Genomic DNA, 12,600 nt, shown 5'->3' on the forward strand with positions numbered 1-12,600 from the left:
TCTTCTCGCTAATGTTAGCTTGGAAAGTTCGAGGCGCTTAGAGCGCGCGAAGATATCCGCTAATGTCTTCATCCTTGGAGTTCGCGTAGAAGAAATCAGCAAACTTCTCGCCAGCAATTGCTGATTTCAACAGATCCTGATCGACATTCTTGAGAACGCTCAGCATGTCGTGGCAGCTAGCCTCCTTCATCTCTGCCAGAATGCCGCGATTAGTCTTCATGATAGCCGCGCGTTCTTTGGGATAGCCAACGCCGCTTTCACCTTCAAAAAGTTTGCGGTAGCAATCCTGCAGGTTCAGCTCAGCTGCCCAGCCGAAGCCTTTGGCATAAGGCATCGCAATCGCGTTGCCGTCATTGATTTGTGCAAACAGGAAAGCGTCGGTTGGATCGATTACGAGGCCGCAAAATACACCGGGCATTGAGTTGCAGGCGAGCATTGAGCCCATGCCAGTTCCGCATCCGCTGATCACGAAATCAGCAGCCCCAGAATTGATCAATATGCCGCTTAACAGGCCAACCATATTGTAAGTCAGCTGCGCATCATCCTCTGCGGTGTACATGCCGTAGTTGAAGACTTCGTGCCCAAGCGGCTCAGCGACAGTTGTCAGCGCATCATGGATGATGCCGTTTTTGGCGGCTTGGCTATTCTCATTTATCAGGGCAATTTTCATGATATTTCACTCTTCTGGGTTTCTGGCGAAGCGAGCGAACTGACCGAACGCTTTATCGTTGATTTGGCTTTTTGGTAACCGGTGTCATTTGGCGATGCAAGAGCTGTTTACTGCGCCCTCGACTAAATCACTCTCACATATCAAGTGGAGGCGCAACGGAATCGCGCGTAGTCAATTGCGATGACAGCAGCGTTTCAGGGATTGGTGGATTGCCGGGCTGCGCCATCAATTTCAGCGTCGCAATCCGCTCCATCTCGACGATTGGCCACTTCACCGCAGTCTGAGGCAGCCAGCCATGGCTTAAAATTGGTGTGTCATCGAAACTGACGATCGAGAGACCTCGCCAAACCGGAGCACCGCTTGAACCGTTGGATAGCCGAGGACGTGCCTATCGGTTGCGGTGAACAAGTCAGAAAAACCCGCCTTGCAAGCTCCAAGCAACGCCAAAGATCCGCTTATCATCGCTTGTCGGAAGAAATTGAGTGCCGCGTTAGTGCTGGCCGTTTTCGCGTCTTGCGCTATTGGCTTGCCGGCGCCTCAATCAAGGTGAGAGAAAAATCGCCAAGGTCGCCAAAAGAAATACGCGAACTTGCCCCTGCCTCGGCCTCATGGATGCCGGTAATCGCTCCTGTCGAGATATATGTGCCTACAGGGATCTCAATCCTCCGCCGATCTGCATGCGACAGTAGAAACGCAATCGCCTGGTCCACAGAGCCTACTACATCCCGCACTTCGCAAGCACCCACCTGCTGATCGTCTATCTCGCATGCAACAAGAGTAGGGGCCACTGTATGCTCGCGCCAACCGACAATCTCCGGCCCTATAATCATTCCGTTATTGTTGCCGAAATCACTGATAACGGCAATCGGGCCAATGTCATTAATCGCAGGCAGCGGGCTGCTGGCAATCTCGGCGCCAATAAACAGCCGATCATGAGCGAGTGTCTCACCCAACTGGACTATGAACTCCGGCTCAATTGCTCCGAAGGCTCGTGCGAATACAGGCATGTCTACGCTTTCGCCGGGGCCGACGTACTTTACTGATTTTGCGAAGATCGGACCGACCAAATGGGTCTCGCCAAAGGTATCGATAAAATCGGGAGGTACGCCGCCGACTTTCCAGCCGGCGACCTCATCCTCCCAGCTCTCGCGTGACAATTGCTGAATAGCATATGCGTCATCAAAGCTATCTGGCAGTTCGCCAGGGAAGCTCGGCAAAGCGGAAGCGGAACGACGCGCAATGACCAAGGCGCTGGAAATTTCCCGCAGCCTTGCCTGCCTCGATATTGCTTGCGCATTCATCATTGCCTCGCCGGGTTCCCCTTTGCTCAGAACCGCCCCCGAACACCGAGGAAATATCGGCGTCCTGAGAAGTCTGCCTGAGCCACTCCATCTAGCGTTGGCCGCGAGAAGATGTTCGGCTCGTCCAGAATGTTTAAGACTTGCGCACGCAGCTGAATATTGTCCGTTATGTCAAACCCAGCCGAGAAGTCGAGGAAGTCTTGAGCCCGTGTAAACCGGTTCGAGCCATTGCGGAACGGCTTAAAATAGCCCGAGCGGATCTTGTAAGCGAGCCGCGCGTTGAACGCTCCGCGCTCATAGAAAACTGTTGCGTTGCCGGTATGCTTCGAGAAGCCAACAACATTTGCGGGATCGGTAAAGTCAGCCAGCGCAAGGCCGCTCACAACTACCGGATCCTCGAACTCGAAATCCGAGTCTGCAAAGTTATAGCTCGCCTGGAAACCAAGCCCGAAGTCAAACTTATGCTGGGCAGCGATCTCAAAGCCGAGCAGATGGCTCTTGTCATCGGAGTTGACTGAACGACCGACAAGCACATCTTGCGGGGCGCCATCAACAACGATTGTGAGCGGTGTCACATCGGTTTCAACGCCGGTGGCCAGCTGTTTTGCATAAAGCGCGACAGACAGCGACGAGGTTCGCGATGCGTACCATTCGAACGAAACATCAGCATTCCATGAGGAAAGCGGTTCGAGGAACGGGTTGCCAGCGGCATCAACGATGCTTCCCAAGTCACCAAGATCAGCCTCATCATCAAAGGTAAGCGCGCCTGAAAGGCTGAACGCATCAGGGCGAGCAATTGCGCGATATGCGGCAAACCTCAGCAGCTTGTCATCAGACAGTTCAAGGATCAGGTTCGCACTCGGCAACCAATTCCAGAACTTGTTCTGCTCAACATTGACAATCGGGTCACCCACTTCGGTAATCGTGATTGTGTCAGGCGATGGACCGGGAGCCGTTTCTAGAGCCGAGCTAATACCAAGCGAAGTGACTTCAGTGCGAATACCGCGAAGGCCGAAATTGCCCCGCGCAGGCACATTGAACATGGTGGTATCGAAATTTGCCTGCACATAGCCGGCATAGGTTTTCTCAGTCACATCTGTGTCTTGCGACGACAGTGTGGATATACCGGCGGCGGGAAGCCCCGCATCTGCGCTGCCTGTTAGTGCTGCAAACAGCGCAATAGGATCCCAGGTGGCAAAGCTCAGGCCTTGCACGTTCGTCCCGTCAGCACCTTCAAACAGATCATCGACAAGGAACGTATCGTTGCGAGCAGCGATAGCGCCGGCATCGTCATAACCGGCGACTAGCGAGAGGGTCTGGTCGATCCCGTCATCTTGGATACGTTGACGATCAGCAAAACGGAAACCTGCCTGGAAGCTCCTGAAGAAACTACCGTCAGTTTCATAGGTCGCATCAAACCGCGCACCGAAAATGCCGTCATCAACATTCTCAAGCCTACGGCGTGCACGCGCGCCATTGGTGTAGATATCGTGATTGTTGAGGTCGAAGGCGAGACCAGTGTTTTCCTCTACTGCCGATACATCTGTGAGGGTAAGGTTAGGCACCTGGAGCCCGCGCGAATCCAGCTCAAAGAACACGCGGCTGTTGGTCCGAATGCGCATATCCAGCTCGTCTTGGCGGCGCTGAGTCTGAGAATAGGAAAAGTCCGCTGCCAATGTGAGCGGCCCGGTGCTCCATTCAATATTCGCACCAACCCCGATATATTCCTCAGTGCGCTGACGCCAGACAGACTGGTTTTCCAAACGCGTCTCACCACTATGCGCAAGCAGCGCGCCAGTAGGTGAAATTTCAATCGGCGCGATGTCACGGCGACCGTCGGCAATGACAAGATTGGCGCGCTCCTCAATATCATCGCGGAAGGAATATTGCCCGTCCAGCGTGATCTGGAAATTGGAAGTTGGCGCCATCTGAATGGTCGCCATTACCGCATCACGATCCGCCTCAGTCGCCTGAGCGCGGAAGATATATTGGTTCGAGATGAAATAGGTATCTGATGCCCCGTCAGGATTGCCATCAGCATCCGTCGAGAAGGTGCAATTGTTGCTGCGATCAATGCCCTCGATCGTGTTGCATGGGCGATAGGTCGAACTCGATGTGTAGATATCTTCCGGAGCCGTATCGCGGCGCAGCTGGCCACCGATTGCTATCCCCAGCTCGCCATCACCGAGTTGGAATTGATCAACATATGATGCCGTTAGCCGGTAATTGAACGGGTCGCCATCGGTCACTCGGTCTTCATATTCGCTAAAGCCGCCGAGCGCTTGAATTTGGATCCGGCGCTTGCCGTACTCCAGCGGTTTGAGCGTCTGCAGTTCGATAATCCCAGATACACCGCCTTCAACAAAGCTTGCTTGCTGGGATTTATAGATCACGGCGCCATTGACGAGCTCTGAGGGGAACTGACCGAAATTCACATCACGGCCATCGCTGCCGGAGGAAATCTCGCGGCCATTTAGGAACGATGCCCCCAAAAATGCGCCAAGCCCCCGGATTGATAGTTCAGATGCGCCGCCCTTGAAGCGGTCAGACGTAACACCAACGATCCGCTCCAGCGTCTCCGCCACGGAGAGATCGGGCAAATCGCCAATGTCGTCGCCAACAATCGCATCGCCAATCACGTCGAGATTGCGCTTTGCCGCAAGTGAGCTCTCGATCGTGCGACTGATCTCGCCAGTTACGACGATCACATCTTCAGCAGCTTCACCCTCATCCTGACCAGCGCCATCTTGCGCAAATGCGGCGCTAGGTAGCGCGAAAGCTATGGCCGAGGCGAGTAGTGCACTGCGAAATTTAGTGAAGTTGCAGTTAGCGGCGGACGCTCCGCGAACATCAAATGACGTCATATTTCCCTCCCAAAATATACGCACTCCCAATGCGCAAGCCGGTTATGACACCGGTTACCTAAATAATTGACACCGGTGCCATTGAAGGTCAAGACCCGTATTGAAAAAGATGATAAGACTGCTGTGAGGATGCCAAATATGATTGTTTTTTCTAATTATATCAGCTCTATAGGCTGTGTCTCGATCGCATCACTATGCGTTTGCGCGCCTCTCGCCGCGCAGCAGACACCGCAAATCCTCGCAGATGAAACGGTTGCGGCGGAGCAACCGCTGCCCGACTTTTCCTACGCGGGTTATGGCTTTGGGGTTGAGCCTATTCCGCGCGTCACAACAGAGCTCGATGTCGCCGATTTTGGGGCGGTGCCAGATGACGGCAAAGACGATAGCATTGCCTTGAAAGCGGCGCTTGCCGCTGCACATGAGATGTCCGGGCCGGTGCGTGTCCAATTGCACGCAGGGCGATATCAGCTCACTGAAATTCTGTGGATCGAGAAAAGCGGAGTTGTCTTGTCAGGAATGGGCTCTGGTGAGGGCGGCACACAATTGTTTATGCCGCGGCCACTCGATCAGATTGATGACGGCGGTGCGCTGACTGAGATTCGCGAATATCTCGAGGAAGAAGACAAATACGAGCGCCAGCCAGAGGCCAATCTCAATGTGCTGTTTTCCGAATATAGCTGGAGCGCGGGCTTCATTTGGGTCCGCTACCCTGGCGGTCGCCACGCGACTTACAAAGAGAGTTATGACCGCCCGATTGCAACGATCTCCAGCATCACAGGTGGTAAGCAATTCAGCCGAGAGCTGACAGTCGCGTCACCAGAGGAGCTATCGGTTGGCGATGTGGTGCAAATTCATTGGCATAACAGGGAAGGCCCGGACGGGCCCCTTGTTAAGTCGCTTTATGGCGAGACCGATCTCAAGGTGGGAAGTCGTCACTGGGAGAAGCCTGACCGCCCGCTAGTCCGCCAAGCCACCCGGATCGAGGCGATTGACGGCAATCAAGTGACGATTGCTGACCCATTGCTGCACGATATTTCGCAGCAGCTCCAAGCCTATTTTGCGCGCTGGGATCATCTCACCGATGTGGGCATTCAAGGCCTCGCGCTGACATTTCCCGAAAACCCCTATTTCGGCCACCACAATGAGGCGGGGTATAATGGGATCTACTTTACCGGCGTCTACAATGGCTGGATCCGCGATGTGCGCATCTCAGAGGCTGATGCCGGGATTTTGACTGATGATCTTGCGAATGTGACGATTACCAACATCGTTACCGATGGCACGCATAAGGCGCACTACGGGGTCCATGTGGGCAATGTGCACAATGTACTGGTCGAAGAGCTAACGGTCTTCAACCCAACTGAACATACGTTCAGCTTCAACACGCAGGCGACAAAATCAGTCTATAAGGACTCGGTCGCGTGGCACCAGCCAACGCTTGATCAGCATGCGGGAGCTAATCATCAGAACCTTTATGATCGGATAACGGTGCACCTTGTGCCAGATCAAACCACGGACGATGGCAAGCCAATGTATGATCTCTACAAGGCTGGCGGCGCGGGTTATTGGAACCCCGGCCATGGCCGCTACAACACGACGTGGAATTTGCAGGTGATGGTTGGTGGGAACGTCGCACCGGGTATCCCGATTGTGCTGTATGCCGGCTCAGAAGGGCCAGATGCGCGAGTCATCAGCATGTATGGAAACCGCGAGATCGAGCTAGATTTCACGCCTGCTCCCTACCTTGAGATGCTCAATGAAGAGATCACCAGCGTGCCTTCGCTGTACGATTATCAGCTTGGAAAACGGTAGGGCTAGTCGTCGAATCTTGTGGGGATCAGCCAATCATCGGCAAACACAACTTCCTCAAGCTCTGCCAGATATTTGACCCGCTCAAGCTCGGACAATAGCGCGGCGGTGCGTGCTTTGCCCATTCGAACTCCGGACTCAGGCCAGAACGCGCGAACGCTGATCGCGGTGCCGGCACGCTTGGCGTCGAGCCTGCCGATCAGCCGGTCGCCTTGCATCACGGGGAACACATAATAGCCGTAGTGCCTCTTTGCTTCCGGCACGAAAATCTCGATCCGATAGTGGAACCCAAACAAGCGCTCAGCGCGGGCACGGTCCCGCAGCGCAGGATCGAAAGGCGACAACAGACGAATGCGCGAGCTTGGCTCGGGTAAAGATGCGGCTTCATTGAGAGCAGCCTCAGTCACAAAGCTACACCGCCGCGATCCATCGGCCATCTCTATGTCGGCCTCGACGATTTGCCCGGCTTCAAGTGCCCTCATGCACCATTCTTTCGCGTCGCTCCTTGTGACTAACTCGAAGAATGCTGCCAGCTCGCCGCTAGTACCAAAGCCAAGACGCTGGAGCGCTTCCGACATCGCCCAATCAACTATTTCGTGCCGCTCTTGTCGAATGTCGCGATACTCGGAGGGTATCACACGCTCGGCCAAGTCATAGAATTTGCGAAAGCCCTTGCGATGACAAATCGCCAGCTGCCCCGATCTCCAAAGAAATTCCAAAGCAGTTTTTGAAGGATGCCAATCCCACCAACCCGACGAGCCCTTCTTCCCGCCCTCGCCCACATCAAGCGATGAGGTAGGCCCATTGTCTGTAATGTGCCGGAGAACCTGTCTAATTTCCGTCTCCCACCCCGCGCGGCGATCTTCCGACCAACGCGAACGCATCCGTGTCTCGTCGCGCTCAAACTTCAAGCGCCACATAGGATAAAACTTCAGCGGAATTATCGCGGCATCATGCGTCCAATGCTCAAACGCGCTGCGCCGCTTCGCCACCAGCTGCTCTAAGGCTTTCGGCCGATATTGGCCGCGCCGAGACCACAAGATCAGATCATGCGCGCGGGCGAGCGTATTGACGCTATCGACCTGAACGAACCCCAGCCTCTCAAGGACGCTCTCCAAATCACCGCCGCTGCCCGGACCCGATCCCTGACGCAGCAAGAGATGCCGATCCAAAAAAAGGCGCCGCGCGAGCCGGTTTTGTAAGAGCGGAGGTTCCATCACATCCCCCTCTTACTGCATGCACTTTTGCAGTGCGATACGCCCAGCTCAGCTAAGCGCGATATGACGCTTCATATGGTGATCGACATTGCCAAACTCGGAATCGAACACCGTCAGGCGTTTGAAATAGTGGCCGATTGCGTATTCATCAGTCACGCCGTTGCCGCCGTGGATCTGGACAGCATCCTGCCCGATATACCGAGCTGCTTGCCCGACACCAACCTTGGCCGCTGACACAGTTCGCTTACGCTCTTGCTCGCTTGCGCTGAGCTTTAGCGTTGCAAGATAGCTCAGCGAAACCGACTGTTCATATGCAGTGTACATATCGACCATCCGGTGTTGCAGCACCTGGAACGAGCCGATTGGCACGCCGAACTGTTTGCGCTGGCGCGAATATTCGACCGTCATACCGTGCGCGACTTTCATAGCGCCGCACGCCTCGGCGCATTGGGCCGCAATCGCTTCGTCAGTCACCAGCTCGATCAGCGGCAAAGCGCCGCCTTCTTCCCCGATCAAGGCGTCAGCCGGAACTGAAACGTTCTCAAAATACACTTCCGAAGCACGCCGCCCATCGACGGTTTCGTAATCGCGTGTGACCACGCCATTGGCGGATTTGTCTACAATGAAAACGCTCACACCTTCTTTGTCGCGGCGATCACCGCCCGTGCGCGCAGTCACGACCAGATGGCTAGCCCAAGGCGCGCCAATCACAACAGCCTTGTGACCACTGAGCGTGTACCCATCGCCGTCTTTCTTGGCGGTTGTTTCGAGATCCGCAAAATTATAGCGGCCACGCGGCTCAGCATAAGCGAAAGCAAAAACGCGGCTGCCATCGATGATTGCAGACAAATGTTCCTCGCGCTGCGCCTCCGTTCCCGCATGCTTCAGGAAACCGCCCGCACATACGACTGTGGGAACGAATGGCTCAACCACCAGTCCTTTGCCAAATTCCTCCATGACAATCATGGAATCGACCGCGCCGCCACCAAAGCCGCCAACCTCTTCGCTGAAAGGCATGCCAAGGATGCCGAGCTCAGCGAGCTGCGCCCAAATCTCAGGCCGCCATCCAGCCTCGCTCGCGATTACTTCGCTGCGGGTTTCCCAGCCATATGCTTCTCGGACCATGCGCGAAAGGCCGTCGCGCACCATGTCTTGTTCTTCGGTGAAGTTGAAGTCCACGTTTGTCTCTCCGGAACTCTGCGGCCTTAAAGGCCGAGGATCATTTTTGTGATGATGTTGCGCTGGATCTCATTCGACCCGCCATAGATCGAGGTCTTGCGCATGTTGAAATAGGTCGCTGCCGAGTGCGAGGCGTAGTCAGGGCCGATCTGGTATTCATTCGAGCCAGTATCGTTGGCAATGCTCCCGTAATAGGGCGTGCCATAGCTGCCGACGGCCTCAAGCGTGAGCTCAGTCAGGCGCTGCTGTATTTCAGTGCCCTTGATCTTGAGGATCGAGCTTTCCGGCCCCGGGCCTTTGCCAGCCTGCTCGCCTGCAAGCGTGCGCAGCTCAGTGATTTCAAGTGCGGCAAGGTCAATTTCCAGCTGGCTGACTTTGCGAGCGAAGTCGAAATCGCTCATCAGCGGTTCGCCATCCAGTTGCTCACTGCCCGCGATCTCGCGCAGTTTTTCGACACCGCGCTTGGAGCGGGCAACACCGGCAATGCCGCTACGTTCATGCGCCAGCAGGAACTTGGCATATGTCCAGCCTTGGTTCTCTACGCCCACAAGGTTCTCGACCGGAACCCGTACATCCGTAAGCCAAGTTTCATTGACCTCATACCCGCCGTCGAGAAGCTTGATCGGCTTCACTTCAACACCGGGCGTTTTCATGTCGATGAGGATGAAACTGATGCCTTGTTGCGGCTTCTCAGCATCCGGATCAGTGCGGCACAGGAAGAAGCCCCAATCCGCATATTGCGCCAGTGTCGTCCAAGTCTTCTGCCCGTTAATTACATAGTGATCGCCGTCGCGCACAGCCGTGGTTTTAAGCGAGGCGAGGTCAGAGCCCGCGCCTGGCTCTGAATATCCCTGACACCACCACACGCTGCCATCACGGATACCAGGAAGATGCCGCTCTTTCTGCTCATCATTGCCGAATGTGTAAATCACTGGCCCAACCATCGATACGCCAAATGGCAGCGGCATCAATGCATTTACGCGGGCATTCTCCTCCGACCAGATATAGCGCTGCGTCGGTGTCCAGCCAGTGCCGCCATATTCGGTTGGCCATGCTGGAACTGACCAGCCCTTTGCGCCCAGGACCTTGTGCCATACGAGGAAGTCTTCCCTAGGGAGATCTTCGCGCAGGCCAGTATCTCCCAAATGCTTTGGATATTGCTCGGCTATGAAAGCGCGAACTTCATCGCGAAAGGCCTGTTCTTCAGGGGTGAAATCGAGGTTCATATCTTAGCGCTCCGAAATGTGCGTCCATGTGGATTCTTGGCGCAAGTGATGCGCCGAAATAGGTACGAAAACAAGTACCGAAATCTCTTGAGGAGCACGTCCATATTGCCGCCGCGTTGTTTACCGCAAACTACCGGAAGCGCCATAATCACGGGGCGAATCAAAGATTCGCCTCGCGTTGCTGTCTGTGGTCACCTAGTCTCGCCATGCATCGAGTGGGAGGGGCACGAATGAACGAGAATGAGAACGGGGATGACATAAACCCCCCGGAGGACACAGGCACTGAAACCAACGCAGCCGAAGGCGCCTATTGGCGCGAAAATATTAGACTGCTCTGCACATTGATGACAATCTGGTTTGCCTGCTCGTTTGGCGCGGGCATCCTCATTAGAGACTGGCTCGACCAGTTCAGCATTGGCGGATATCCGCTGGGTTTCTGGTTTGCGCAGCAAGGCGCCGTCTACATCTTCATCGCACTGATCTTCTTCTACGTCATTCGGATGAAGCAGATCGAACGCAAATACGATCTCGACGACTAGGGCGCGCGGACCATGGAAACGCAAACCCTGATCTACCTCTTTGTCAGTGCGAGCTTTGCGCTGTATATTGGCATCGCGATATGGAGCCGGGCTGGCTCAACCAAGGAGTTTTATGTCGCTGGCGGCGGGGTCAACCCAGTCGTAAACGGCATGGCCACCGCAGCGGACTGGATGAGCGCGGCGAGCTTCATTTCAATGGCAGGAATCCTCGCCTTTGCAGGATATGACGCCTCAGTTTATCTGATGGGGTGGACCGGCGGATATGTGATGCTGGCTCTTCTCTTGGCGCCATACTTACGCAAATTCGGCCAATTCACCGTCCCCGATTTCATCGGCACGCGCTACTACTCCAAGACCGCCAGAGTGGTCGCGGTGATCTGTCTGATCTTCATCAGTTTCACCTATATCGCAGGCCAAATGCGCGGCGTGGGGATCGTGTTCTCACGCTTCCTAGATGTTGAGATAACCATGGGTGTGATCATCGGCATGGGCATCGTCTTCATCTATGCGGTGCTCGGCGGAATGAAAGGCATCACCTATACGCAAGTCGCGCAATATTGCGTGCTGATCTTCGCGTATATGGTGCCAGCCTTCTTCCTTAGTTTCATGATCACGGGCACACCAATCCCGCAAATCGGTCTCGGCTCGGAGGTGGCCGATGGGTCAGGGCTATCGGTCTTGCAAAAGCTCGATAGCGTGCTCGTTGATCTAGGCTTCACCGCCTATACGGACGGCTCAAAAAGCATGATTGACGTGTTCTGCATCACACTCGCACTGATGGTCGGCACGGCTGGCTTGCCGCATGTCATCGTCCGCTTCTTCACGGTGCCCAAGGCATCGGATGCGCGCAAATCAGCAGGCTGGGCACTAATCTTCATCGCTCTGCTGTACACGACCGCTCCAGCTGTCGGCGCGTTTGGCATGCTCAACTTCATCGATAAGGTGGATGATACCGCCTATTCCGAGGTGGATGAGTTCTTCCCGCTTTGGGAGAGCAACGGACTGCTCGCATTCCAGGACAAGAACGGCGACGGGCGCATGCAATATCGGCCGGGCGCCGCGTTCGAGGGCAAGCCTGAGTATACCGGCGAAACCGGCGCATCAGGCGAGCGTTTGCTAGCCAATACGCCAAACCCGGATAGCGAAAATGAAGTGTATGTCGACCGTGACATCATGGTGCTCGCCAATCCGGAAATAGCCAATCTGCCTGGCTGGGTCGTTGCCCTGATGGCAGCAGGCGGTCTTGCAGCAGCACTGTCGACAGCGGCGGGCTTGCTACTGGTCATTTCCAGCTCGGTCAGTCACGATCTGCTAAAATCGACCTTCCGACCGAACATCTCGGAGAAGGGCGAGCTGCTTGCTGCTCGCGTTGCCGCAACAGTTGCGATTTGTGTGGCAGGCTACCTCGGGATTTATCCTCCAGGATGGGTGGCGCAGGTTGTTGCATTCGCCTTCGGTTTGGCAGCAGCCAGCCTGTTCCCAGCGATCTTCATGGGCATCTTCTTTAAGGGGATGAACAAGGAAGGCGCGATTGCCGGCATGGTGACGGGTTTGGTCTTCACCTTCGGCTATATTGCCTACTTCAAGCTGGTGAACCCGGCGGCGAATTTGGCGGATAACTGGCTGTTCGGCATCTCGCCCGAAGGTATTGGGGTTATCGGTATGCTGATCAATTTCGGCGTGGCGATTGGTGTGGCAAGCATGACCGCGGCAACACCGCCCGAAATTCGCAGGCTAGTGGACTCGATCCGCGTGCCTCGCGGTGCGGTCGAGGCTCACGGACACTAGAGACCAG

General features: G+C 55.3%; 10 protein-coding genes. 3 read left to right on the forward strand and 7 right to left on the reverse strand.

Going from position 1 to position 12,600, the window contains the following annotated elements; all coding sequences use genetic code 11:
* Positions 1-37 precede the first annotated feature (37 nt).
* From ACFCXQ_RS01965 to ACFCXQ_RS01980, 4 genes are all read right to left on the reverse strand, one after another.
* On the reverse strand, positions 38-670 hold the full coding sequence (locus tag ACFCXQ_RS01965) for an RpiB/LacA/LacB family sugar-phosphate isomerase (protein WP_379552551.1): 633 nt from the start codon (positions 668-670) through the stop codon (positions 38-40).
* A 133-nt stretch (positions 671-803) separates the two neighbouring features.
* A complete protein-coding gene (locus ACFCXQ_RS01970; RefSeq protein ID WP_379552553.1) occupies positions 804-944 on the reverse strand; it encodes a hypothetical protein in 141 nt (46 codons plus the stop codon).
* Between the two features lie 244 nt (positions 945-1,188).
* Positions 1,189-1,974, reverse strand: coding sequence for a 2-keto-4-pentenoate hydratase (locus tag ACFCXQ_RS01975; RefSeq protein ID WP_379552555.1), 786 nt, complete (start codon positions 1,972-1,974; stop codon positions 1,189-1,191).
* A 23-nt stretch (positions 1,975-1,997) separates the two neighbouring features.
* A complete protein-coding gene (locus ACFCXQ_RS01980; protein WP_379552557.1) occupies positions 1,998-4,835 on the reverse strand; it encodes a TonB-dependent receptor in 2,838 nt (945 codons plus the stop codon).
* A gap of 138 nt (positions 4,836-4,973) precedes the next feature.
* Here ACFCXQ_RS01980 and ACFCXQ_RS01985 point away from each other — a divergent pair, with 138 nt between their 5' ends.
* Positions 4,974-6,647, forward strand: coding sequence for a hypothetical protein (locus tag ACFCXQ_RS01985; protein ID WP_379552559.1), 1,674 nt, complete (start codon positions 4,974-4,976; stop codon positions 6,645-6,647).
* Between the two features lie 2 nt (positions 6,648-6,649).
* Here ACFCXQ_RS01985 and ACFCXQ_RS01990 read toward each other — a convergent pair whose 3' ends face one another.
* The 3 genes from ACFCXQ_RS01990 to ACFCXQ_RS02000 are packed head-to-tail and all read right to left on the reverse strand — an operon-like array spanning position 6,650 to position 10,266.
* Positions 6,650-7,861: a winged helix-turn-helix domain-containing protein gene (locus ACFCXQ_RS01990; protein ID WP_379552561.1), complete on the reverse strand. Its 1,212-nt coding sequence runs from the start codon at positions 7,859-7,861 to the stop codon at positions 6,650-6,652.
* Positions 7,862-7,909: 48 nt separating this feature from the next.
* A complete protein-coding gene (locus tag ACFCXQ_RS01995; RefSeq protein WP_379552563.1) occupies positions 7,910-9,040 on the reverse strand; it encodes an acyl-CoA dehydrogenase family protein in 1,131 nt (376 codons plus the stop codon).
* 26 nt (positions 9,041-9,066) lie between these two features.
* Positions 9,067-10,266 carry an acyl-CoA dehydrogenase family protein gene (locus ACFCXQ_RS02000; RefSeq protein ID WP_379552565.1) on the reverse strand — a complete coding sequence of 400 codons (1,200 nt, stop codon included), beginning with the start codon at positions 10,264-10,266 and terminating at the stop codon, positions 9,067-9,069.
* Between the two features lie 230 nt (positions 10,267-10,496).
* On the opposite strand from ACFCXQ_RS02000, the gene ACFCXQ_RS02005 reads away from it, so the two are divergent.
* Complete coding sequence (locus ACFCXQ_RS02005) at positions 10,497-10,805, forward strand: DUF4212 domain-containing protein (RefSeq protein WP_379552567.1); 309 nt, start codon at positions 10,497-10,499, stop codon at positions 10,803-10,805.
* A 12-nt stretch (positions 10,806-10,817) separates the two neighbouring features.
* A complete protein-coding gene (locus ACFCXQ_RS02010; protein ID WP_379552569.1) occupies positions 10,818-12,593 on the forward strand; it encodes a sodium:solute symporter family protein in 1,776 nt (591 codons plus the stop codon).
* The last annotated feature ends 7 nt before the right edge of the window (positions 12,594-12,600 follow it).

This window comes from Qipengyuania rhodophyticola, assembly GCF_042493225.1.
GTDB lineage: Bacteria > Pseudomonadota > Alphaproteobacteria > Sphingomonadales > Sphingomonadaceae > Erythrobacter.

Excerpts from the sequence above, each read along its gene's own strand:
- ACFCXQ_RS02000 (WP_379552565.1), bottom strand. The coding sequence starts at position 10,266 with ATGAACCTCGATTTCACCCCTGAAGAACAGGCCTTTCGCGATGAAGTT.
- ACFCXQ_RS02010 (WP_379552569.1), top strand. The coding sequence starts at position 10,818 with ATGGAAACGCAAACCCTGATCTACCTCTTTGTCAGTGCGAGCTTTGCG.
- ACFCXQ_RS01980 (WP_379552557.1), bottom strand. The coding sequence starts at position 4,835 with ATGACGTCATTTGATGTTCGCGGAGCGTCCGCCGCTAACTGCAACTTC.
- ACFCXQ_RS01965 (WP_379552551.1), bottom strand. The coding sequence starts at position 670 with ATGAAAATTGCCCTGATAAATGAGAATAGCCAAGCCGCCAAAAACGGC.
- ACFCXQ_RS02005 (WP_379552567.1), top strand. The coding sequence starts at position 10,497 with ATGAACGAGAATGAGAACGGGGATGACATAAACCCCCCGGAGGACACA.
- ACFCXQ_RS01985 (WP_379552559.1), top strand. The coding sequence starts at position 4,974 with ATGATTGTTTTTTCTAATTATATCAGCTCTATAGGCTGTGTCTCGATC.
- ACFCXQ_RS01990 (WP_379552561.1), bottom strand. The coding sequence starts at position 7,861 with ATGGAACCTCCGCTCTTACAAAACCGGCTCGCGCGGCGCCTTTTTTTG.
- ACFCXQ_RS01975 (WP_379552555.1), bottom strand. The coding sequence starts at position 1,974 with ATGATGAATGCGCAAGCAATATCGAGGCAGGCAAGGCTGCGGGAAATT.